The 23,910-nt window shown below is 60.0% G+C and carries 19 protein-coding genes; 7 read left to right on the forward strand and 12 right to left on the reverse strand.

Annotated features, from left to right (window positions below; genetic code table 11):
* Positions 1 to 19: 19 nt before the first annotated feature.
* From RG836_RS02235 to RG836_RS02245, 3 genes are all read left to right on the forward strand, one after another.
* A complete protein-coding gene (locus RG836_RS02235) occupies positions 20 to 2,308 on the forward strand; it encodes a hypothetical protein (protein WP_310842850.1) in 2,289 nt (762 codons plus the stop codon).
* Between the two features lie 383 nt (positions 2,309 to 2,691).
* Positions 2,692 to 2,991, forward strand: a complete 300-nt coding sequence (locus RG836_RS02240) for a DUF7693 family protein (protein WP_310842851.1) — start codon at positions 2,692 to 2,694, stop codon at positions 2,989 to 2,991.
* Positions 2,992 to 3,612: 621 nt separating this feature from the next.
* Positions 3,613 to 6,879, forward strand: coding sequence for a hypothetical protein (locus RG836_RS02245; protein WP_310842852.1), 3,267 nt, complete (start codon positions 3,613 to 3,615; stop codon positions 6,877 to 6,879).
* A gap of 50 nt (positions 6,880 to 6,929) precedes the next feature.
* Here the strand turns inward: RG836_RS02245 and RG836_RS02250 are convergent, their stop codons facing one another.
* From RG836_RS02250 to pdxR, 3 genes are all read right to left on the reverse strand, one after another.
* Positions 6,930 to 8,396 carry an ATP-binding protein gene (locus RG836_RS02250; protein ID WP_310842853.1) on the reverse strand — a complete coding sequence of 489 codons (1,467 nt, stop codon included), beginning with the start codon at positions 8,394 to 8,396 and terminating at the stop codon, positions 6,930 to 6,932.
* 249 nt (positions 8,397 to 8,645) lie between these two features.
* Positions 8,646 to 8,846, reverse strand: a complete 201-nt coding sequence (locus RG836_RS02255; protein WP_310842854.1) for a YbdD/YjiX family protein — start codon at positions 8,844 to 8,846, stop codon at positions 8,646 to 8,648.
* A gap of 130 nt (positions 8,847 to 8,976) precedes the next feature.
* A complete protein-coding gene (pdxR, locus tag RG836_RS02260; protein ID WP_310842855.1) occupies positions 8,977 to 10,389 on the reverse strand; it encodes a MocR-like pyridoxine biosynthesis transcription factor PdxR in 1,413 nt (470 codons plus the stop codon).
* 141 nt (positions 10,390 to 10,530) lie between these two features.
* Here pdxR and RG836_RS02265 point away from each other — a divergent pair, with 141 nt between their 5' ends.
* Genes RG836_RS02265 through RG836_RS02275 form a run of 3 tightly spaced genes read left to right on the forward strand, consistent with a single transcriptional unit; the run spans position 10,531 to position 12,060 of the window.
* Positions 10,531 to 11,016, forward strand: coding sequence for a carboxymuconolactone decarboxylase family protein (locus tag RG836_RS02265; protein ID WP_310842857.1), 486 nt, complete (start codon positions 10,531 to 10,533; stop codon positions 11,014 to 11,016).
* Positions 11,009 to 11,461, forward strand: coding sequence for a GNAT family N-acetyltransferase (locus RG836_RS02270; RefSeq protein WP_310842859.1), 453 nt, complete (start codon positions 11,009 to 11,011; stop codon positions 11,459 to 11,461). Before RG836_RS02265 ends, RG836_RS02270 begins: the two co-directional genes overlap by 8 nt.
* Complete coding sequence (locus RG836_RS02275) at positions 11,458 to 12,060, forward strand: FMN-dependent NADH-azoreductase (protein WP_310842861.1); 603 nt, start codon at positions 11,458 to 11,460, stop codon at positions 12,058 to 12,060. Before RG836_RS02270 ends, RG836_RS02275 begins: the two co-directional genes overlap by 4 nt.
* Positions 12,061 to 12,260: 200 nt before the next feature.
* Here RG836_RS02275 and RG836_RS02280 read toward each other — a convergent pair whose 3' ends face one another.
* The 7 genes from RG836_RS02280 to RG836_RS02310 all read right to left on the reverse strand — a co-directional run bounded on the left by RG836_RS02280 (position 12,261) and on the right by RG836_RS02310 (position 18,216).
* Complete coding sequence (locus RG836_RS02280) at positions 12,261 to 13,559, reverse strand: MSMEG_0569 family flavin-dependent oxidoreductase (protein WP_310842862.1); 1,299 nt, start codon at positions 13,557 to 13,559, stop codon at positions 12,261 to 12,263.
* 45 nt (positions 13,560 to 13,604) lie between these two features.
* Positions 13,605 to 13,928 carry an MSMEG_0570 family nitrogen starvation response protein gene (locus RG836_RS02285; RefSeq protein WP_310842863.1) on the reverse strand — a complete coding sequence of 108 codons (324 nt, stop codon included), beginning with the start codon at positions 13,926 to 13,928 and terminating at the stop codon, positions 13,605 to 13,607.
* Between the two features lies 1 nt (position 13,929).
* Positions 13,930 to 14,943, reverse strand: coding sequence for a sll0787 family AIR synthase-like protein (locus tag RG836_RS02290; protein ID WP_310842864.1), 1,014 nt, complete (start codon positions 14,941 to 14,943; stop codon positions 13,930 to 13,932).
* Positions 14,936 to 15,496 carry an MSMEG_0567/Sll0786 family nitrogen starvation N-acetyltransferase gene (locus RG836_RS02295; protein WP_310842865.1) on the reverse strand — a complete coding sequence of 187 codons (561 nt, stop codon included), beginning with the start codon at positions 15,494 to 15,496 and terminating at the stop codon, positions 14,936 to 14,938. The genes RG836_RS02290 and RG836_RS02295 overlap by 8 nt, the downstream gene beginning before the upstream one ends.
* Before the next feature lie 11 nt (positions 15,497 to 15,507).
* On the reverse strand, positions 15,508 to 16,590 hold the full coding sequence (locus tag RG836_RS02300) for an MSMEG_0568 family radical SAM protein (protein ID WP_310842867.1): 1,083 nt from the start codon (positions 16,588 to 16,590) through the stop codon (positions 15,508 to 15,510).
* A complete protein-coding gene (locus tag RG836_RS02305; protein ID WP_310842868.1) occupies positions 16,577 to 17,542 on the reverse strand; it encodes a Nit6803 family nitrilase in 966 nt (321 codons plus the stop codon). The genes RG836_RS02300 and RG836_RS02305 overlap by 14 nt, the downstream gene beginning before the upstream one ends.
* A 191-nt stretch (positions 17,543 to 17,733) precedes the next feature.
* Positions 17,734 to 18,216: an MSMEG_0572/Sll0783 family nitrogen starvation response protein gene (locus tag RG836_RS02310; protein ID WP_310842870.1), complete on the reverse strand. Its 483-nt coding sequence runs from the start codon at positions 18,214 to 18,216 to the stop codon at positions 17,734 to 17,736.
* A 249-nt stretch (positions 18,217 to 18,465) separates the two neighbouring features.
* Between RG836_RS02310 and RG836_RS02315 the strand changes: the two genes are divergently transcribed.
* The gene (locus tag RG836_RS02315) at positions 18,466 to 20,358 is read left to right on the forward strand and encodes a sigma 54-interacting transcriptional regulator (protein ID WP_310842872.1); all 1,893 of its coding nucleotides are present in this window, start codon (positions 18,466 to 18,468) and stop codon (positions 20,356 to 20,358) included.
* A gap of 457 nt (positions 20,359 to 20,815) precedes the next feature.
* On the opposite strand, the gene nirD is transcribed toward RG836_RS02315, so the two are convergent.
* Both nirD and nirB read right to left on the reverse strand, forming a co-directional pair.
* Complete coding sequence (nirD, locus tag RG836_RS02320) at positions 20,816 to 21,181, reverse strand: nitrite reductase small subunit NirD (RefSeq protein WP_310842873.1); 366 nt, start codon at positions 21,179 to 21,181, stop codon at positions 20,816 to 20,818.
* The gene (nirB, locus tag RG836_RS02325; protein WP_310842875.1) at positions 21,181 to 23,742 is read right to left on the reverse strand and encodes a nitrite reductase large subunit NirB; all 2,562 of its coding nucleotides are present in this window, start codon (positions 23,740 to 23,742) and stop codon (positions 21,181 to 21,183) included. Before nirB ends, nirD begins: the two co-directional genes overlap by 1 nt.
* Positions 23,743 to 23,910: the final 168 nt, after the last annotated feature.

Here is a 23,910-nt window from a genome sequence, read left to right on the forward strand (position 1 = left end):
CGATAGGGAATCGGATGCAATGGCCGGCATAAACGCCGGTTATGCGGTCTTTCAGTTATCTCGAGCATTGAACGAATCGGGTCTAGACACTGAGAAAGCGCGCGAACGGATTGAGCGCTGGCAGCAGGTGGTCGAACACATGGTGCAGGGCACCGCGTTGTATGGCTCGCGTATACCACTCGTGGATGTGCCTGAATGGGTCACACTGGAGGTAGTCACGGGTGGTTTGGCCACTGGACAGTATCTGGCCGGTGGTGCACTGACCGAGTACGAGCGGCGGCTGGCCGCCTCAATCCCAGGCATCCGCCCTGGTTTTGAACGACTTGATCTCAACACCTGGCACCTTACGGATGAGGGGATCGAAGCACTGCAAAAGCAACTGCTGAACAGCGACTATCGGATCGATGTACCAGAAGAGGCAGCGCTACTGTACGTGGCTTGGCTATTGGGACAGCAGCGAACGGAGGAGGCACGCAGACTGATTGAGTCGATCGCAACTTTTTTTGAGCAACTGCGTTTCTTTCCACTGGCTTCAGACGGGCTACCGCTCTCCGCGGTGGAAGTGCAGATCTTCGATGTCGGCGATATCAAAAAGCTGCTTTCAAAACTCCCTGCGCAGCAGCGTCTGGCAGTGCAAAAACATGTGGTCGAGACTCGGTTGCCTTTCTACGATGCAGCTATCTCGCTCTTCCTCTTAACGTACCAGGATGATTGGCCTTGTCGGCAATATCCTGAAGGCTGGCTTGAGCAGGCGAATGAGTTAAGTAGTCAGTTCGATGCTACCGGTAGCAATGACATCCTCAACGGTGAACCTTTCAGGGGCCGGGTAGGGGAGTTGTACACGTTGCTAAGGCTCTGCTCCCGTGACCCAACCTCGCTGACAGGGCGTCAAGTCGGACGTATTCGGCGGATCGTCGATGATTTCGTGTGCAAACATGGTCATCCCGAATCCGACGATCATCTACAAAACCGAGCCATACAGCGCCATCAGGTGGACGCGCCCGAGCATCATCTTATCGCCAAGGCGGTTTCTGAGCGTCTGAACAGCTATACGAGCTCGGAAGGCATCTCTGATTTTTCGTCCTTGTTGGAACCGATTACCAGTGAGGAGGCGAAGGTATATTCGCTGAAAGCAGGTGTCGCCATTCCACCAGCAGTTCGCCGACGCCTCGAGCGTTGTCGAAAGGGAACCATCAGTCAGTTGATTGACAAGGGATTGATCACATCTGGGGATACCGTGGCGCGAGTACTGCCAGCGATGACGGCCGAAATCTGCAGTGCTGGATTTCGCGATACGACACTACGCACGTTGTCTATCGCAACGTATCGTGCTTTTCGGCGACGCCGTTCATTGCTGCTGCTCAACCTACAGAGCCAAGTCAAAATCAGTGAGTTGCCTTGGGTGGCGGCCGTTGAAGGTGAACGAGAGGCACACACTGTCGCCGTTGAGGGAGCCAGACAAGCCTTGATCGATTCCTCGGCAACAACCCTCGCTGCTTTCCCTCAGGCAATCCTTCCGAACAAGCTACTTCAGGAGTTTGGTTCGCTTGCGGTCACGGCGAAGCTGGATCTTCCTTTTGTGGAGGAGGTCGCGGCGGACATTTTCATGGGAACCTTTTCGAATAAATTCGTGGAAACAGCCAGGCGAGCGGCCTCGTTGATAGATGGCACCCTTTACGCCCATTATTACGACATCGACACGAACCAACTGGCGATCCTTCCCGATAAGCCGAAATCAAAGAGCAGAAACTATTTCCGGCGCGACTTGGATACCAGTGATGCATTGGCGAACCTGTGCGCACAGCGGGCTGATGCCCCCTTGGGTGGATGGCATTCAGCAACCAACGGCAGGATCATCGAGCAGCAACAGATTTTGACGACGCAAAACCTTTCCCTTCTATTTGGTGATCTCGGTTTGAAAGCGCTGCTACATCATCGCTTGGGTTCACTTGCTCAGGAGTGCTTCCAATGGATATGCATGCGGCAGCAGATGAAAATCAAGTTCTATCACTCAAGCTTGGTGATGCTCAAAAATACCGCTTATGCCTGGCGCCAGATGGTGTTTTATTTATCCATGCAGGATGACGCCGAGAGGCGTTGCGCAATCGATAGCATCGAAGCTCATTTCGCGGCTCAACCCATTGCATTCCGGGAGAGATTTCTACCGGCAATTATGGGGTTGCGTGTGGCAGCTTCCGGGCTCCCGTTGACCCTGAACCGCCAGAAAAGTGAGGGGGCTCAGGTTTTTCTCGGGTGGACCACCGAACGACATTGGTTGTTACCGCCGCAAACGAGTGACATCAGTTAAACGCTCGGCTGTATCGATGATGTGTGCTTGAACGCCTCAAAAGCGATATCTGTATATCTGGCTCGATTTCTTGTACTGACGGGGCAAAACTTTCATGCATACATCAGGGACCGAAGGCAGGAAGGACGTCCAACGAGAAGAGCCTGAACGTCTGCAAAAATCGGAAAGAGGTGGCGCTTAACCTTAAGCACAAGCATAGAAAGTTCCGCTCTGACACATCGTTTAACATAATATACATTACACGTAACAAAGTATTACGCAATCAGCCCTGACTTTCCCAGTCTGAAATCTGTAAACCTCGCCTCAAGCTCAATTCCAGGATTGGCAATGCCCACATTTCCAACCACCATCCGCAATACCAGCCAAACACCCTGGAATCCATCGTGAACACATCACTCGCGCTCACAGCCCGTGAGGTTTATCAATTGCTGAAGGACGTCGCCCTCGGTACGCGAACGCTGTACCGACTCCAAGCACCGACCGGCAGTAATTCCGTGCACGTTGCGATCGATGATTACACGCTTACGTTACAGATCGATCACCATCGGATCATCCACTGCGCCGATTGCCATTCCTCGGATGGCAGGTTCGCGACGCTCGACGATTGGCCGCGCCTTGGCACTGACCCCGTCGAATTGCTGAGCGCCTGGGAGCGGCGGCAGCTTGAGCATCTAATGCTGTAGATCCGCAATCCAGTGAACACCCACCCGCCCACGGTCATGTCGCGATGGAAACACTGTCAGTGTGTCGACGATTAGTTCACCGCAGCCACTGCAATTAGCTGGCTATAAATGATATTGGGTTGACATTAACTCGGCCCAAAAACTGTGCGCCTGTTAACAACTAGGCCAGTCAATTCTAACTTCCCGTTAAACGCCGTTAAATCTTGTGAATTATCCGGTGATGCGCCGTGATTTATGACAGTTTTGTTTATGCTGCTGATCTTGAACCCCAGCCCGCAGCGGGATCTACGGGGGTTAAATGATTTTTCTCAGGACGATTCTCAAGGAGCATTGAATTTGACCACTGTTAATTCTGCCGATAATTCTGGCCGTCCAACCTCAAGCAACCGCAACTTCGACAGTCATGTTTCACGGGCAAAAATACTGGCGAGCACCGGTGGCCCGCAGCCTGAGAACGCCGCGAAAGATCAAAAAGCCCCCGAATTCTATGCATACCAAAGTATTGAATTGTCCCCCAACAAACAAACGATCGTGTACACCACCCACGACGGCAAAAAAATCTCGGTCGACAAAAATCACAACCCCGAACTTTATAAGGCTGTCGTTCGCGATTATTGGACCATGGAAGCGATGAAATCGGGACATACATTGTCGCTGGATAACGAAGACAAACTTGCATTGCTGGATTACAACGACCCGAGCAAGGTCGATCGCAGCCATCAAGCTGATGGCGTGATCACTTTCGAATTCGGCGCCAATAAGATTGTTATCAATAACGCTAGGACCCCGGACACCTTCGCGCTCTTCGACAAACTGCACCAAGTGCAGCAATTCAAGGACAACGGCAAAATCGTCAGCCCGGGCCAGGAATTGCCGGTGGCCACCACTGCTTACAAGGATGTACGCGTGCAGGCGCCAGGCATTCTGGTGGCGCAAACCACCTCGGGCGAGCAATACGTCATCTCAAAAGACCTGGCACCAGAACTGTTCAAACAGCTCGACGGGATCAAGAACAGCAAAGCGGCGCTGGCTGACGGCAAAGCCGAGGGTTATGAAGCCGTGACCGAACTGCCCATCGACCTGGATCCCGGCAAGTTGCTCGTCGACAAGATCGATAAAGACTCGGGGGTCATTCTTTTTCAGTACGACGGCAAGAAATATGCGCTGTCCGCGGAGGACGCGCTGGACTGGGATCACACTACGCAGAAGAACGCCGACACCCTCCCGGCGATTTATTTCGACGGTTATACCCATCTACCCAAGCCCATCACCACCATTGGCGGTGGCGAGTTGTACAACACGCTGTTTATCGCCGACAAAGTCAAAGGCAAACCCGGCGAACAGGCACTCAAAGATGCGTACCGCGACAAGCAAACGGTAATCAGCGATGATCAGCCTCTGCCCAAACTTGCGGAAATCGAAGCGATCGATGCTACGGCTGACGGCGTCCTGAAGGTTAAGTGGAAGCGCGGCGACACCCAAATAGTCATCAAAGAAGTAGCGCCCAAAGCCTTCAAGCAATACGCGGATTTCGACAAAACCCTGGACGGCGTCAAGGCTGCCGAGGAGAAAGGCTTCAAGTTAGTAGGCAGTGACGAATACCTCTCCTCTACCGAAGATGTGAAGCAGGTAGGCACCCCCGATGAGTTTGGCCCCGGACTCATCACCTACGTTTATCAGAAGCCCGGTGGCGAAGAGCAAAAACTGGTGGTGTCGAAGGATTACAACCCGGAACTGTACAAACAGATCGTCGACACCCACGTCGAGAAAAATAGCCCGACGGCCAAGCAAGATGAACTCCGGAGCAAACATGGTCTGCCACCGGAGAGCCAGACCACCGTCGACGCGCTACTCACCAATCAGAAAGATGAAAGCGGCAAGCAGCTGACAGTTCAGGACCTTGAGCTGAAGATGATGTTTGACGAATACCGTGCTGGGATCAAGGACGGCAGCATTGGCCGTGACGACCCTCGGGCCAAACTGGTTCGGGCGCTTGAGGCCAAGATGAAAGTCGAGAACGGCATGGCGATCATCCCCAATGGCAGCACAGACACAATTTTTGTCGCGCCCGGCGAACCGACCTGGCTCAACTCGCGGGATGTGCGGGACCATATTTTTGATGCCAAGGCCATCGACGAAGCCATCGGCAAAGGCATGAGCGATCCGAAAATCCAGGAGGACATGAAACGCTTCCAAACCAACGCGAAGTCTCAGGTCGAGGGCGGCGAGGAAAAGATCAAGTCTACCGAGCAGGCGCTGGAAAAGATGGCCAACTCGGATGAATTCCGGCGTTACATCAAGGATCTGCAGGACAACGGCATGAAAGACTTGGCCGAGAGCGAGATTCAGAAGACCTACGTCGGGCTGGCCCAACTTGATCCTCAGAAGGCCGATAAATTTCTCCAGGACCTGAGCCGCGACGGGATGCTCATGGAACTCGACAAAATCATGGGTGATCCCAACCTTGTCAGCCCGGAAAACGCCGCGGCGGCGGGCACTGACATCACCAATTTTGTCCTGCGAGGCATGCGCGCAGCCGGTGATCTGCCGTCGCACTTGATCAATGCCTACGAAACCAGTTTTCAGAAAATCTACCAAAACAAAAGCACCGCTGCCGACATCGATAAGGTCTGGCTGGAGTTGGGGGACAAAGCCAAGACTAAAGACCTCACCTCCGCCGATATCAAAGAAGCATTCGATAAGACCGAAAGTTTCAAGCAAGGCGGGGTTTCGTTGCTCTCGGAGTCTGACAAGAAGAACGTCTTCTCAATGTTCGCCAACATGAAAGATGCCGGTGTTCTTGGCTCGATCTCCGGGACCATGGGGCTGATCCGCGGCGTTTACCAATTAATCGGCAACCCCACCAACCTGGCCGCCACCGCCGAAGGACGCCTGGCTATCGCGTCGGATTTCGTCACCTTCTTGAGTTTCTCCAACGGCTTCACGACGCTAGGCAGCAAGACTTACGATCATCTGTTCAAAACCAAGACCAACGCCAAGTTTGGCCTGAGCACGCCGGTGCCGGACTTGCTCTGGGGCAAGTCCCCTGCCCTTGACGATCCCCTCAAAGGCGACAGCACCAGCAAGCTCAACAAGGCGCTGAACGATTCATTCTGGGATGACGTAGCCGAACACCAGACGCTGACGCCTGAGGAGCTGAACAACCGAAAATCCAACGTGCCTTTTTCAGTGGGTCCTGACGACAGCAAACTCATCGATAGCTTTGCCAAAGGTATACGCGATGGCGCTGGCGCAAAGTATTCCGTCTCCTCCGGCGCGGCCTTCCGCATTGCCGGCAGCGTGTCCCGTGTACTGGGCGCCGGTGGCGACTTCGCGGGCGGGATCATGGGTATCGTCTTGAGTGCCTTCGGCATCCGTGACGCGGTCAAGTCGGGCGACAAGCTGCAATTGGCGGCGAGTTCTTTGGGCATCGTTGCCGGGGTGGGTTCGACCATCGGTGGGATCGCCAGCATCAATGGTGCGTTTGCGGTGGTGGGCGGCACCATCGGCCGGGCGATTTCCTTTGCCGGGCCGGTCGGTTTCATTGTCGGTGCGGCGATCAGCTTCGTCGGCGCGTTTATCAACATCGCTCGCAGCTACCAGCTGCAAAAGGTCTCGCAACAGGACTGGAAGAACATCCAGGATTTCAAACAGGACGGCCTGCTGAAAGAGCACGGCGACGAAGCCTACGCTTGGGTGCAGACCTACATGCACAACTGGGGGCAGCGCGACGCGCCGGAAGACCAAAGCATTTTCGATTACCGCGCCGATGAGTGGAACGCGCGCCAGACTCACCGTGGTCTGGAACACGAAAACTACGAAGGCGACGGTGAAAACGCCTGGCAAAAGGAGTTCCCCGAGCCGAGCGCGGGCAACTTCGTGCAGTGATGTCGAGATTGCCCTGGGCCCTAGGCCCAGGGTGATTCGCGTGTATCCCCTCAGCCGCTTTCCATCAGCATCGCACGCTTTTCAGCGGCATAGGCCCGCGTTGTTTCAGGCAGGCGGAAGTGCCGCAGATCCCCTCTCCCGCAGGCCATCAGCATTGACTTGTCGACCAGGCCTTCGAGCAACACCACGGTTTCGCAAAAATCGAAACATCCATCCAGCAGCCTTGCCCTGACGGCCGTCAACGTGAACACATCATCGAATGTCGACAGGTGCTGCAACATCGCTTGCTCATCGTCGGACAAGGTCGAGTAACTCCAATCGAGCAACGCGTTGAGCGAACGATGACGCGCCACCGAGGTGCGGCGGCCGGTCATCTGCAAGCGGAAACGACTGTCCAGCAGCTCCAACAACCCTTGCAAACCAAAGGCCCGCACCCGCGCGCTGGCAATGTCGATGGCGAGGGCGTTGCCATCGAGCTTGCGACAAATGCTGCAGACCAGGTCGACGTCTGCCTGCTTGAAAACGAACCGTGGATCGCTGGTGGTCACGCAATGCACAAACAGGCGTACCGCCGAAAACCCCAGCGCTTGCTCCACCGTCAGGCAGGCATCCGCCGTCGGCACCTGTAAGGCCGGGAGTTCGCAAATGTATTCGCCGACGCTGCGCAACGGTTCGCGGCTGGTCACCAGGAAGCAGCAATGCGGTGCCCGGGCCAGCAGGGTCTCGACGGTGCTGGCGACAATGTCGATGGCGTGTTCGCAGTTGTCCAGCACCACCAGAAACGGCATCGCGCGGAAGCTGTAAGCGAGTTCTTCCAGCGGGTCATCATGGCTGGAGGTGATGCCCATTGCCGAGGCCAGCATGCCGGGAATCAATTGCGGCGAACTGACCTGCGCGCAGTCGACGAAACAAATGCCCCTGGCCAGCTCGGTAAGTTCGTATTGGGTTGCCACGGCCAGCGCCACTGCTGATTTGCCGATGCCGCCGGGGCCGGTGATGGTCACCAGCCGGCGGGTCATCAATTGCTCGGCCAGTCGGCGGATCTCCGGGCTGCGACCAATCACCTGAGTGTTGATCCTGGGTAAATCTTTCATGAAGTCCTGGGCAGGCTCGACCATGCTGTCATCGACCCGCTCGTTCATTTGCGAGCTCACCGGCGCTACGAACTGATAGCCCCGCCCTGCCACGGTCTTGATGTACAGACCATCGTCGTGTTCCGCCAAGGCGCGGCGCAACGCGACCATCTGCGCGCGCAAGTTGCATTCTTCGACGACAATTTTCGGCCAGGTGATGGCGATCAGTTCCGACTTCTCGATCAACTCGCCGGGGCGCATGGCCATGGTGGTCAACAGGCGCAACGCCCGGCTACCGAGCTCGACGGGTACGCCGTTGCACAGCAGCAGGTGTTGCCGGGGAAACAACACAAAGGGCCCGAAGCACAGCGGTGTTTCCGCTTGCTGGATTTCCGACAATGTCGCGCTGGACGCTCTTTCAGTCATGACGGGGCGTTGGTGCATGAGCAAACCTTTCGTAGAAGTTTTTAGGCTTCGCGAGTGGCTACTGCGTGCCGAAGCGCTCAAGCGCTTCAGTACAAGACTACGCGGGCGTGTGACGCTCTGATGACGGTCATCATCCTGTCATCATAAGGGGTGACGGATTCAGAAAAGTGACCGGGTAGTCATAATGGTGAAAAAGTCGGAAAAACGCGCAACCCCCCTTTTTGGTTATCGTGACGCCAACGGCATTGCGAGGCGTCACGCCCGGGCTCAGCAGCACCGCGTGGTGCACTGACGACCGCCATATCGGGCCTTCTGCCGTTCCTGGAAGAACTCTGTTTGGCTCATCACCGGTTCATCGGGATGGGATTTTGCGCGCAGGGCCACGTAGTTGTCGTAATCCGGCATGCCCACCATCAAGCGTGCGAACTGGCGCGCCAGGTTGATGCCACGGTTCAGTCGGTTATTCATCGCGATGTCCTCCAGGGTGGCCGTTGCGGCCGGTGCTCTGATCCTGCAAGGGTTTTGTATCGGCGATGTGTCGGCAACGGGGGTCGATACAGTGCGATACAAAAAACCGTGGTGATTTCTTCGGCAGCGGCTAACTCGCCATCGTTTGCTGGATCACCTCGCGCAACTGCTGCGCGATCGCCATCGCCTGTTCCTGGCTGGCGACGTTGGTAAACCCCATCAACAAGCCGCGTTCCTGGTCCGCTTCCAGACTCCATGCCGAGATCGCTTGAATCGCCAGACCTGCGGCCAGCGCCCGTTGGGCGATCCGTTGATCGCTGACCTCGACCAGCAGACGCGCCAGCAGGTTGATCCCGCCGGCTTGCGGGTCGACCCGTAGCAGATCGGCGCAGTGGACCCGCAGAGCGTCCACCAGCAAACCGCGGCGCACGGTGTACAACTGGCGCATTTTCTTCAGGTGCCGGGTGAAGTGACCTTGCGCCAGGAACGCGGCGGCGGTGGCTTGCAGCAGTTCGGCGTTGCGATTGTGCAACTGCCCCGCACTGCGCTCGAAACGTTCGACCAGTGCCTGCGGCACCACCAGATACCCGAGGCGCAAACCGGGGAACAACATTTTGCTGAAGCTGCCCGCGTAGATCACCCGGTCGTCCAGGTCGAGGCTTTTCAGCGCCGCCAGAGGTTGGCCCTTGTAGCGGAATTCGCTGTCGTAATCGTCTTCGATCACCCAACTGCCCTGCGCTTGCGTCCACGCCAGCAATTCGCGGCGCCGGCCGGGGCTCAGCGGCACACCGAGGGGGCTCTGGTGCGACGGCGTCACTACCGCCAGCCGTGCCTGAGGTTGCCGACGCACGCCCTCCTCCACCTGCAATCCGTCCTGATCGACCGGCACCGGGATCAACTCGACCCCTTCATGTGCCAAGAAATCCCGCGCGTGCAGGTAGCCCGGATCCTCGAACCAGCAGCGCTGCCCGGCCATGTCCAGTGCATCGCACACTAAACCCAGGCTCGCGCAGTACCCGGCCGAAATGAACACCTGCGCCGGCGCGCAGGGCACGCCACGGTACAGCGCCAGGTAGTCGGCAATGGCCTCGCGCAACGGCGCATAACCGCACACATCCGTCAGCGCCAAGCTTTGCGGGTCGGCCTGGCGCACCTGCCAGGTCACCAGGCGCGCCCACAGTTTTCGCGGAAAGGCATCCAGCGCTGGCAGCCCCAACTGCAGTGGCAAGCTCACCCCGCGCTGTGCAGCGGCAGGCACTTCGGGCAATGGCGCGCTGATCGAGCGTTGCGCTGACCATTCGGCGATCACGGTGCCGGCCTGGCCACGGGCCTGGAAAAACCCTTCGCTGGTCAGCAACTGATACGCGGTTTCCACCGTGCCACGGGCCACTTTCAGTTCCTCGGCGAGGGCGCGAACCGACGGCACCCGCTCACCCGCGCGCAACTGGCCCTGGTCAATCGCGGCGCGAAAACGCCGGTAGATTTCCAGGTATTTGGGCAACGGACTGGCCGCAAGACTGGGCGGCAACTCGGGCAACGACATGGCGATCCTGGGCTGGAGACTGGGCGCGCCAGTCTAACCCATGCGGATCATGTCCCAATCAAGTTGGCCGAAGATGGCCCTATAGACGCGAGCCTGCACGCCAGACAATGGCTCATCACTTCACGTATCACGGAGTTCGTCATGTCTCATCGTCTCGATTACACCCAGGCCGCACCACAGGGGTACAAGGCTCTGGGTAGCGCACACAGTTACCTGCTCGGCTGCGGGTTGCCGCTCGCGTTGATTGATCTGGTCTACCTGCGCGTCTCGCAACTCAACGGCTGTGCCTATTGCGTCGACGCCCATTCGCGGGACCTGCTGAAGGCCGGCGTCAGCCTGGAGAAAATGGTGATGGTGCCAGTCTGGCGAGATGCTAAAGGCCTGTTCGATCGTCGCGAAAGCGCCGCGCTGGCTTGGGCTGAAGTGGTGACCGGTGTCGCCGACAGCCAGGTGCCCGACGCCGATTACGCCGCGATCAGTGCGGTGTTCAACGACAAAGAACTGGCCGACCTGACCCTGGCCATCGCCTTGATGAACGCCCTCAACCGTGTCGCTATCAGCTTCCGCAAGGTGCCCGCCAGCGTCAAGGCACACCTTGAACGCCAAGAGGGCCAGAGTCATGAGTGAGCCCATCGAGTTTGTGCGGATGGAAAGCGAGCAGCAATGCCTCGCGTGTTTTGCGGTGATGAAACAACTGCGCCCGCACCTGACCGACGCCACCGAATTTGCCCGTCAGGTGCAACGGCAAACGGCCCAGGGTTACCAATTGCTGGCAGCGCGGCAAAATGGCGAGGTGCTGGGCCTGGCGGGTTATCGGCTGACGGAAAACCTGTTGTACGGGCGGTTTGTCTACGTCGACGACCTGGTGGTGAGCGCCGACCTGCAGCGCCAGCGCCTGGGCGAGCAACTGCTGGAACAGGTGCGCCAGCACACTCGCGAGTTGGGTTACCGTTTCCTGGTGCTGGACACCGGCATGCACATGTCCTTGGCTCAGCGCTTTTACTTTCGCCAAGGCCTGCTGCCGCTGGGCATGCACTTTTCCCAGGACCTGGGCCAGGGTGTACGCCCATGAAGCGCGTGTTATTGCTCAGCTTCAGCCCCCACGGCAGCGCTGCCCGGTCGTTCCAACTGGCCAGGGATTTGCTCCGCGAACACCTGCCCGACGCCACGATCATCGAACGGGATTACGGCAGCACCCCGGCCGCGCCGATCTCCCGCGAGTACGCCATGGCCGTCACCACCCGCGCGCTGCCGGATCCAGGAGCTGTCAGCATTTCCGAGCAGTTAATCAATGAAGTCGAGGCCTGTGATCTGCTGATCCTGTGCACGCCGCTGCACAACTTCACCGTACCGGCCACGCTGAAAATCTGGATCGACCAAGTGGTGCGCATCCAGCGCAGCTTCGCCATCAATGAGCGCCAGGAAAAGATCGGCCTGCTGGAAGACACCCCCACTTGGGTGCTGGTCAGCTCCGGCGGCGCAATCAAGGGGCACCCGGCGCACCAGGCAGACTTCCTGTCGCCGTACCTGCGGGTGATCCTCGGCACGGTGGGCATTCACTCGGTGGAATTCGTCTACCTCGCTTCGTTGCTGCACGGTGAACAGTCCGCCGAGCAGAGCCTGGCACAGGCCCGTGCGCAGTTGTCGGATCTGCTGAGGTATTCGGTTTAGCGCGACGGGTGCAGACGCAAACCTTGCAGGGCCTGACACTCAGTCATCGCTGGCAAGCCAGGCTCCCACAGGGTTATCTGGTGTTCACGCAAGGTTCGTTCACTGCAAAACCCTGTGGGAGCTGGCTTGCCAGCGATGGCGCCCTGCCAGGCAACACATCTCCAAGAAACCCTTCGCTAACAGGCTCGCTCCCGCATAAGTCACCGAGCACCAGCCTGTAGCGCCGGCATCGACTCGGCGCGCCCCTCGACAATCCGCTCCACCAGATACTGCGCATCCCGCGCCACCCCAGAGAAACGCCCCGAGCCCCAGGTGTACAGCCACGGCAGTCCGAGGAAATACAGCCCCGGTTGCGCCGTGACCCCGCGCTGGTGCCCCGGCTGGCCCCGACCGTTGAACACCGGCGCTTCGACCCAGGTGAAGTCCGGGGTGAAGCCAATGCACCAGATGATGCTGGTGATGCCCTCGGCGTGCAGGTCCAGTTCGCGGCGTTCTTCGCTCGGCGCCCAGACCGGTTGATACACCGCGCCGGCCGGCGCATCGATGCCGTGTTGCTCGATGAATGTGTCGATGGATGCGTTGATCCGGTTGTACACGGCGTCCGCCGCTTCGAGGCTGGCGTTGAGGTTGCTGGCGAAGGTCAGGCAACCGTGCTCCAGGCCTTCGAGGCGCCCGAATAATTGCATGCCGTCGCGGGCGAACGCACGCAGGTCGATATCACGCCCACCGTCGCGGCCAGTGACGTAGTGGTTGGTGTTGTCGCGCACGCCTTCGCGCAGCGGATGGGTGTCGACGCCGATGTCGTAGTAGCCCATTTCCGCTAACCAATCGACCACGTCCTTGCCGCGATAGAACCGCGCGCAACGCGGCGCATCGCCTACGGCCAGGTAGACCTTGCGCCCGGCCAGGTGCAAGTCTTCGGCGATCTGCGCGCCAGACTGGCCGGAACCGACCACCAGCACATTGCCGGCCGGCAACGCCTGGGGATTGCGGTATTGCTCGGAGTGCAATTGTTGAATGTCCGCCGGCAGCCGCTCGGCCAGGCGCGGAATGATCGGCGTGTGATAGCCACCGGAAGCGACGATCACTTCGTCCGCGGTGAACTCACCTTGTGAGGTGTGTACTTCAAATCCTCCAGTCGCGCGTGGCACCACCCGCTGCACGCTGACCCCTTCGCGGGCCGGGGCATTCACCGATTTGACGAAGCCGGCCAGGTACTGGTTGATCTGCTCTTTCTTCATAAAACCGTTGGGCTCGTCGCCCTGGAATTCCTCGCTGTAGCGATAACCCGGCAACGCGCATTGCCAGTTTGGCGTCACCAGGCTGAAAGCGTCCCAGCGCTGGTTGCGCCAGGTGTGGGTCAAGCTGTGCTTCTCCAGCACCAGATGGTCGATGGCCTGCTGCTGCAAGTAGTAACTGGCAGACAAACCGGCCTGGCCGCCGCCGACGATGATCACGCTGTGGTGTGGAGGTTTGATGCTGGTGAGATGGCTGCCCATGGGACGCTCCGTCAATCAATGTAAAAGTAAAGAATTCGCGTGGCGTCAGAACGAACTCCAGCCGCCGGTGACCTTGCCCGCGCCTTCGGTGCGCATGGCCAGCACTTCAACCTGGGCGCCGGCGGTATCCAGCCCGCTGGCCTGGTACTTCAGCGAACTCAAGGTGTCCATCGCCGAGCTGCAGTAGAAGCCCTTGACCTGCTTGACCCGTTCGGAGGCGTTGTTCAGCGCGCTTTCCACCCGCTGCATGAAGTCCGGCAGCGCGTAGCTCGCGCCCTCCTCCAGGTGTTCGTAGATCACGGTCGAGGGTGAATAACCGTTGGCTTCCCGGCCGTTGGGCCAGCGAATCTTGAAATTGACGGCGGGCATGTCAGTGCTCCTGTTGGACTGGGCTGAGGTCGAGATGGGCATAGCTGAAACCGGTGAAGGGCTGCTCGCGCAGGTCCCAGAAACTGGCCTGCTGCGCGCCGCGCGCGACCTGCAACACGCCACCAGGGTTGACCTGGCCGATGCGTTCGCAGCGCAGGCCTTCGAAGGCGAATGCGGTCTGCACGTCGGGCCAGTGGCACTCGTCGAAGGTCATCAGAAAGCCATAGCTGGGGAACACCTGCAGCCAGCGCGCCGGATCGGCGTTTGCCGGTGACGGCAAGGCGTCCAGCTCGATCGTCGCGCCGCAACCGGTGCTTTCCAGCAGCATCAGCAAGCTGCCGAGTACGCCGGCGTTGCTGATGTCCTTGGCGGCGCGCAGCAAACCGGCTTCTGCCAGGCGCGGCAGCACGTCGAGTTTGCTGCGCAAGCGTGCGGCGGGCACTCCTTCGAAGGCTTTCCAGTAGGCGCTGTCGGCGTGCCATTGGCCTTCGAGGTCGACCGCCATGGCGATCACCTGCCCCGGTGCCACGTGCAGCGATGACAACAACCGCGTGGCCACACCAGTAATCGCCACCGCCAGCGCCGCCGGGTTGTACGGCGCCAGGCTGGTGTGCCCGCCGGCCAGCAGCAAACCGTAGGCGTCGCAGGCGGCGCGGATACCGGCCAATACCTGCTGCGCGGCATCTTCCTGGTGATGCCAGTAAGCATTGACCACCGCCGTGGCGCGGCCACCCATGGCGGTGATGTCGCTGACATTGGCCATCACCGCCGACCACCCGGCGAACCACGGCGCGGCCTGGACGAACGCCGGCAACATGCCTTCGATGGCCAGCAATTGGTAGTGCTCGCCACAAGCGATCGCCGCGGTGTCATCCCCCGGCAGCGCGTACAACTGCGCGCGGGTCAGTGGGTGCTCAGTGCTGCCGATGATTGCTGCCGGTTGCTGGATCGCTTGTTTGGCCTGCATCGCCGGCGTGTTACGCAACGCGTGGAGTAACGCCGTGAGGTCATGCATGACGGTTGCTCCGCAAGGGCAACAGCGACACCTGACGTGGCATCAACGGGTAATCCACCAGGCTGGCCTGCATCAAACAATGGGGTTGGCCGAGCAATTCGAGCGGGTCGAGGGTCTGCCAGTGCAAGGCGTGAAAGTAAGCTTCGTTCTGCGCCTGCACGGTGGCGCGGAATACCTCGCAACCCAGTTCCTTGGCCCGCGACACCGCTTCATTGACCAAGGCCTTGCCGATCATGCTGTGGCGGCGATAAGCCGGGGCCACGCACAAACGCCCGCCGAACCACAAACCCGGTTCCGCCTGGTAGATCCGCACCGCGCCGACCACTTGATCGGCCATGCCGCAACTGCCCGCCAACGCGACGATGGCGATGGCCTGGAAGTCGTGGTGGTCCTTGTCTTGCGCCAGCAGTTGTTGCTCATCGGAGAACACCGCGCGGCGCAACGCGAAATAAGCCTGCTTCTCCCACGACTCGCTGGCCGGTTTGACCAGCAGTTCCCCGGCACGAAAGGGTTCGAACGTGCTGTCGACAAGCGCAAAGGCAAGGTTGGCCATGGGACGTGCTCCTATTCGTGGCTTTTCAGCGCCGAGCACGCGCCACACTTGGCGCAGCCAGCCTTGATCTGTTCGGAGTGCAAGCCGTGGCGGCGCAGACTGGCGCCGATCTGCGGATAGAGCCGGGCCATCATCGCGCTGTCGGGTTTCGGGTGATGGGCCAGCGGTGTGCCGTCGATGGGCACGAACGGCACCACGAACGGGTACACGCCCATGGCCGCCAGGCGTTCGCTCATCTCGCTGATCGCCTCTTCACTGTCGCCGAGCCCGGCCAGGATATAAGTGCTGACCTGGCCGCGACCGAACACCTCGACCGCCGCGCTGAAGGCCTCGAAATAGCGGCTCAACGGCACTTCCGCCTTGCCTGGCATGATCCGTTGGCGAACGTCATCGGTAACCGCTTCCAGGTGCATGCCCAGCGACACCACGCCGCTATCGGCCAAGCGCTGGAACCAGCGGTCATCGTCCGGCGGCTCGCATTGCGCCTGGATCGGCAGGTCGACGGCGGCGGTTACCGCAGCGGCCGATTCACACAGAATGGCTGCGCCACGGTCGCGGGTTTGCGGGGTGCCGGTGGTCATCACCATGTGCTTGACGCCGTCCAGTTCGACCGCGGCTTTCGCCACTTCCGCCAGTTGCTGCGGCCGTTTGCGGGCGATGGTCTTGCCCGCCGCCAGCGACTGACCGATGGCGCAGAACTGGCAGGACGTGGCGCGATCATTGAACCGAATGCAGTGTTGCAGCACCGTGGTGGCGAGCACGTCGCGGCTGTGCAGCGTGGCGATTTTCCAGTAGGGAATGCCATCGGCGGTGCTCAACCCGTAGAAGTTCGGCACGCCGGGCATTTGCACCTGGCCGACCTGAATGCCTTCGCGAAAGATTAACGCCTGGCTGCCATCGCTGGACGGCTGCGCCTGGTACGGCGAACTTTGCGAGGCCTGGTTGAGAATCGGCACCATCAGCGTTCGGCTACCCAGGCTCAGCGCCTTGTGGTCCGACGGCCCGGCGCCGCCCTGGCGCGACAAACCGTTGTGCGCGGCGGGCCAGCGCAGCCCCTGGATTTGCAGGTCGGCGAGCAGTTCATTGGTCTGCATGGACGGCCTCCTCGGACAGCAAGCTGTTGCGCTCGTGGACATGCGCGGTGGGCGTGCGATCGATCAGCAAACTGAGCAGTTCCGGGCGGCTGTAATGTCCGACCGAATCCATCATCCGTTTGCGTTTGTCGATCAGCGCCAAGTCGAGATCGGCGATCAGCACGCCCTCGCCGCTGCGCAGCGGTTCGCCGAGCAACTTGCCTTCCGGCGAGACGATGGCGGTGAAGCAGCCACCGGAAATCGGCCCGATGGCGCATCCGGTGTCCTGCATGATCTGTCCTTGCTGGTCGGCATCCAGCCACGCGGTGGCGTTGACCACGAAGCAGCCCGATTCCAGGGCGTGATGGCGGATCGTGACTTCGATCTGCTCGGCGAAAATGTCACCCACCAGCGAGCCGGGAAACATCGCCGCGTGAATCTGCTCGCCATCGGCCATCAAGGCATAGCGCGCCAGCGGGTTGTAATGCTCCCAACAGGCCAGCGAGCCAATGCGTCCCACGCTACTGTCGATGGCACGCAGGCCGGAACCGTCGCCTTGCCCCCAGACCATGCGTTCGTGGTAGGTCGGGGTGATCTTGCGCCGATGCTGAATCAGGCTGCCGTCGGCATCGAACAGCAACTGCGCGTTATAGATCGTGCCGCCGTCGCGCTCATTGACGCCGATCGACACCACCATCCCGGCTTGCTTGCAGGCTTCGCCAATGGCCAGGGTCGCGGCGGACGGCACGGCGACCGATTGCTCGAGCAATTTCAGGTGTTGCGCGCCCATGGCGAAGGCCGGCTGGACGAAGGAAAAATACGGGTAGTACGGCACCACCGTTTCCGGAAACACTGCAAACTGAACCCCTTGCCGCCCGAGGGCGATGATCTGCTGGCAGACCTTGTCCACGGTGCCCTCGCGGCTGTAAAGCACCGGGCTGAGTTGTACGGCGGCTGCGCGGATGATGGGCATGGTTGGGGTCCTGAAGTCAGTGATAGTGCTTTGGTGTCTGGCTGTTGCTGTTGCTGTTGTGGCGAGGGAGCTTGCTCCCGCTCGGCTGCGCAGCAGTCGCAAAACCTGCCAGCACGGTACGACTGAACAAACCCCAGGGCTGCTTCGCACCCCAACGGGAGCAAGCTCCCTCGCCACAGGACGGCGTCGAATCACGCCGTCCAGGTATCAATGATCATCGCGCCCTCACGGCGCATCAGCAGGCGCAAATCCATCACGTCCAGCGGGTTGATCGGACGAATGCCCTCGATCAACGCCTTCTCGGTCTGGCCATACAGCGCTTGCAGCGCGAAGCGGCAGGCGTACACCTCACCGCCCTCCTCCATGAACTGGATGATTTGCTTGTTCACCGCCAAGTGACCGGGGAAGGCTTCGGCGCCCAGGGTCGGGAAGCCCCGTTGCACGCCCAGCTGCACGCCCGGCCCGTACAACAGGATTTTGGTTTCGAAACCTTTGCGCAGCAGGCGCTTGGCTTGCAGCATGTTGACCAGGCCGATGGACCCTTCGAAGGCGATGGTGTGGAAGGTGATCAGCACTTTCTCGCCGGGCTCGGCTTTGACGTCCTCGAAGACTTTCTCTTCGTAATTGACCAGGAAGTCGCCGTCTTTGTAATGAGCAATGTCCACGCTTGGCATATCGATACTCTCCGTTGCTGCTTGACTGAACGTCGGCCTGGATCGGCCGCTTTCGTTGTTGAGTGACAAGGGAGAGAGAGCGAACACCGTGCCAGAAAAATAAAGTATTTACCGTGGCTGGCTAAGCGCTTGAATTGCCTTGTTTTCCACATCTGAGCCGGTTTTTTAACGACTAACTGAGACTATCGGCGCGCCACGCATTCCCGTAGAAATACGAATCTTCGTAGCGCTAAATCACGAGATCTCGTAATGACCGCCGACAGCGATTCCATCAGTGGCTGGGCCGACCTGGCCTACTCCTCGCGACACATGGTGTTCGAGCATTGCGCCGAAGCCATTGCCTTGCTCAACCCGTTCGCCGATCGCCTGGAAGACCTCAATATCGCCACCTGCACCCTGCTCGGTTACCCGCGCCAGGAGTTGCTGGAATTGCCGGTGAGCAAGCTGTTCGGGCATCAACTGGCGGACCTGATCGTGTTCACCCAAGGCGTGATGGACAAGGGCCGGGGCTGGACCGACAGCCTTAGTTGCAACTGCAAGACCGGCGAGCGCATCGAACTGGCGATTTCCGCGACCACGCTGCAGGTCAAGGGCCAGCAGCAGTTGATACTGGTATTGCGCGAACTCAGCCACGAGCAATACCAGCGTGACCAGGCACACACCGAGCGGACCATGCGCGGCGGGCTGATCGAATGGCGCAACATCCTCAACCTGTTCCAGGAGACCGAGCGCGACAATCAGTTGCTGCTCAGTTCGGTGGGCGATGGCATCTACAGCATCAACAGCGAAGGCCTGGCGACCTTCGTCAACCCGGCTGGCGCGCGCATGCTCGGTTGGGAACCCAAGGACATGATCGGCAAGAACATCCATCGCATCCATCACCACACCCACGCCGATGGCAGCCATTACCCGGTAGAGGAGTGCCCGATCTACAAAGCGGTGCGCGACGGGGTGATGCACGAAGGTCGACAGGAAGTGTTCTGGCGCCGTGACGGCAGTTCGTTCCCGGTGGAATTCACCAGCACCCCGGTGATCGCCGACGGCCGGATCGTTGGCGCGGTGGTGGTGTTTCGCGACATCACCGAGCGGCGCAGCACCGAGAACCAGTTGCACAATGCCCTCGAAGAACTTAACGCGCTCAAGGAGCGCTTGCAGGAGCAGAACGCCTACTTGCAGGAAGAGATTCACATCGAGCACAACTACCGCGAGATCGTTGGGCAGAGCGAGCCGATCCTGAAGATCATCAAGCAGATCGACGTGGTCGCACCCACCGATGCCAGTGTGCTGATCAATGGCGAGTCCGGCACCGGCAAGGAGCTGATCGCCCGGGCCATTCACCAAGCCAGCCGGCGTAATGCGCACCCGTTGATTCGGGTCAACTGTGCGGCGATTCCCACCGAGTTGTTCGAGAGCGAGTTTTTCGGCCATATCCGCGGTGCCTTTACCGGCGCCGTGCGCGACCGGGTCGGGCGTTTTGAACTGGCGGACGGCGGCACGCTGTTTCTCGACGAGATCGGTGAGATCCCGTTGGAACTGCAGAGCAAACTGCTGCGGGTGTTACAGGAAGGCCAGTTCGAGCGGGTGGGCGAAGAACGTACGCGCAAGGTCAACGTGCGGATCATCGCCGCCACCAATCGCGACCTTCGCCAGGAGGTCGGGGCCAAGCACTTTCGCGAGGATTTGTACTTTCGTTTGAATGTATTCCCGATCCAGTCACCGGCGCTGCGCGAGCGGCCGGTGGACATCGCGCCACTGGCCGCGCACTTCCTCAAGCAGACCGCGAAACGCCTGAACATGCCGGGCCGGCGCTTGCGCAACAGCGACATCGAGCGCCTGCAACGTTATTCGTGGCCGGGCAACATCCGCGAATTGCAGAACGTCATCGAGCGCGCGCTGATCACCTCCAGCGGCGCCGACCTCAACCTCGACTTGCCCGATGAATCCCCGGCGCAACCGACTGCTATCGGCCTGCCCGCCAACAGCATTCTCACCGACGCCCAGGTCCGTGACCTCGAACGCGCCAACATGCTCGCCGCGCTCAAGGCCAGCGATGGCAAGCTGTTTGGCAAGGACGGCGCCGCCGAATTGCTCGGCCTGAAACCCACCACCCTAGCCTCGCGGCTCAAACGGCTGGGGCTCTAAACCCCATCCCCAACCCAGAAAAAATCCCTGTGGGAGCTGGCTTGCCAGTGATAGCGGACTGTCAGGCAAAGATGCACTGACTGCCAGGCCCTCATCGCGGGCAAGCCCGCTCCCACAGGTCCGGTGGTGGGGCTGTGAACCCAATACCCCAATCCAGCAAAAATCCTTGTGGGAGCTGGCTTGCCAGCGATAGCGGACTGTCAGGCAAAGATGCATTGACTGCCAGGCCCTCATCGCTGGCAAGCCAGCTCCCACAGGTTCAGTGGCGGGGCTTTAAACCCAATCCCCCAGCCCAGCAAAAATCTTGAGGGAGCTGGCTGGGCTGCAAACTGCAGTACTCCAACCCAGCAAAAATCCCTTGGGAGCTGGCTTGCCAGCGATAGCAGTCTGTCAGGCAAAGATGCACTGACTGCCAGGCCCTCATCGCTGGCAAGCCCCTGCAGGTCCCGAATGACGTTTAGAAGGCGATTTCTACCTCTCCTCCGCGCAACCGCACTGGCCATACCCGCAGTTGCTGCTGCGGGTATTCCAGGCAACTGCCGTCTTCGAGGCGGAAGTGTTGTTTGTACAGCGGCGAGGCGATCACCAGTTCACCTTTGATGTTGCCAATCAAGCCGCGGCCGATGACGTTGACCCCGGATTGCGGGTCGCGGTTGTCGACGGCGTACAAGGTTTTGCCTTCGGCCTCGGGCAAGTAGAACAGCGCCACCTGGTCGCCGTCGAGCCACACCACCACCCCGGAATTACTCACCAGGTCGCTCTGGCTGCACACGGTTTGCCAGGTTTCTGCAGCCACCACACGTTGGCTATTGAGCGGACTCATTACAGCACCTCCAGGGTCACGGGAATCAGATTCAGTTCAGCGGCCATGATCGGCCGACGCTGGCCACGTTCTTCGACAAAATGAATGTCCGGGTCCGGGCGTTTGTCGTTGACGAAGGTGCGGAAGCGCTTGAGTTTTTCCGGGTCTTTGAGGGCGTTGGCCCATTCGCATTCGTAGCGGTCGACCACCAGTTGCATTTGCGCTTCCAGTTCGGCGCCCAGGCCCAGGCTATCGTGGATGATCACGTCCTTGAGGAAGTCCAGGCCACCTTCCAGCGACTCGCGCCACACTGAGGTGCGTTGCAGCTTGTCGGCGGTGCGGATGTAGAACATCAGGAAGCGATCGATGTAGCGGATCAGCGTGTCGTCATCCAGGTCGGTGGCGAACAGTTCCGCGTGGCGCGGGCGCATGCCGCCGTTGCCACACAGGTACAGGTTCCAGCCTTTCTCGGTGGCAATGACGCCGACGTCCTTGCTCTGTGCCTCGGCGCATTCGCGGGTGCAACCGGAGACCGCGAATTTGAGTTTGTGCGGCGAGCGCAAGCCCTTGTAGCGGTCCTCGATGGTCAAGGCCATTTGCACGCTGTCCTGCACGCCATAACGGCACCAGGTGCTGCCGACGCAGGATTTCACCGTGCGCGTCGACTTGCCATAGGCATGCCCGGTCTCGAAGCCGGCTTCGATCAACTCGGCCCAGATTTCTGGTAACTGATGCAACTGCGCGCCGAACAGGTCGATGCGCTGGCCGCCGGTGATCTTGGTGTAGAGGTCGTATTTCTTCGCGACCTGACCGATCACAATCAGTTTGTCGGCAGTGATTTCACCGCCCGGTATCCGTGGCACCACCGAGTAGGTGCCGTTCTTTTGCATGTTGGCCATGAAGGTGTCGTTGGTGTCCTGCAACGGCACCAGCGAGGCATCCATGATCGGCTGGTTCCAGCACGACGCGAGGATCGAGCCCACCGCCGGTTTGCACACATCGCAACCGACATGCCCGCGACCGTGCTTGGCCAGCAGTTCATCGAAACTGATGATGCCCTCGACCCGCACCAGGGCATACAGCTCCTGCCGGGTGAAAGCGAAGTGTTCGCACAGGCTCTTGTCGACACTGACACCACGGGCGATCAGTTCGTGTTCGAACACTTGCTTGAGCAGCGCCGCGCAACCGCCGCAACCGGTGCAGGCCTTGGTCTGCGACTTGAGCTGGCCGAGGTCGGTGCAGCCGCCGTCAATGGCCGAGCAAATCGACCCCTTGCTGACGTTGTGGCAGGAGCAAATGGTGGCCGCATCCGGCAAGGCGCCAGGACCGAGGGTCGGCGCGCCTTCGCTGGTGGGCAGGATCAGGCTCGCCGCGTCCGCTGGCAGGTTGATGCCGTTCTGCATGTATTGCAGCAAGGTGTCGTAGTAGCTGTTGTCGCCCACCAGCACCGCGCCAAGGACTTTCTTGCCGTCGGCATCGACCACCAGACGGCGGTAGCTGGCCGAGGTCTCGTCGATGAACTGGTAGCTGCGCGAACCCGGCGTCTGCCCATGAGCATCGCCAATGGAACCGACGTCGACCCCGAGCAGTTTCAGTTTGGTCGACATGTCGGCGCCGGCAAACGGCTGGACGTGTTCGCCACACAGCAACGCGGCGACGCCTCGGGCCATCTGGTAACCCGGCGCGACCAGGCCAAACACGCTGCCATTCCACGCCGCGCATTCGCCGATGGCGTAGATGTGCGGATCGCTGCTGCGGCACTCATCGTCAATCGCCACACCGCCGCGTGCGCCGAGCTCCAGGCCGCTGGCACGGGCCAGGCTGTCCTGCGGACGAATACCGGCGGAGAACACGATCAAGTCGGTTTCGAGGAATTCGTCATTGGCAAAATTCATCCGGTAGCGGTACTCGCTGCCGGCGCTGATCGACTGGGTGCCACGGGACAAATGCACGCCGACCCCGAGCATCTCGATGCGGTCTTTCAAGGCACGACCGCCCTGCTCGTCCAGTTGCACCGGCATCAGTCGTGGGGCGAATTCGACGACGTGAGCTTCGAGCCCGAGGGATTTCAGTGCGTTCGCCGCTTCGAGGCCGAGCAAGCCGCCGCCAACCACCACGCCGCGTCGGGCGTTGGCTGCAGCGGCGCGGATGCCGTCGAGGTCTTGCAGAGTGCGATAGACCAGCCGCGAATCACCCTCGGCGCCTTCAATCGGCGGCACGAACGGATAGGAACCGGTGGCCAGCACCAGTTTGTCGTAACCCACGGCGCCATGGGCGGTGATGACCTCGCGCCGCGAACGATCGATCTGCAGCACTGGCACGCCGAGATGCAAGGTTACGCCGGGGGTCTGGTACAGCGCTGCGTCGCCGAGGGCCAGTGATTCGGCATCGCGACCGCCGAAGTATTCGGACAGATGCACACGGTCGTAGGCGCGCATCGGTTCTTCACTGTAAACGTGCACCTGGTAGTGATTCAGCGCGCCGCGCTCGACCAATTGCTCGACGCAATGATGGCCGACCATGCCGTTACCGATGACGATCAATGTTTGCTGCGGGTTCAACGAGGCCACATTGCAATTCATAAAAGCACCCTGCCCAAGCCTTTCACGGTTCAAAAAAGCAAAAAAAAACGCCTGAAACCTTGCGGTTCCAGGCGTCTTTGCCTGTTCGTATACGGTGTGCAACCGGGCCTCTGTGCCTGATTCACCGCTGTCGCTCCCAAGCCTTGAAGGCTGGTCGATCGTCGTTGA

The sequence above is a fragment of the Pseudomonas rhizozeae genome (assembly GCF_031583775.1).
Taxonomy (GTDB): domain Bacteria; phylum Pseudomonadota; class Gammaproteobacteria; order Pseudomonadales; family Pseudomonadaceae; genus Aquipseudomonas.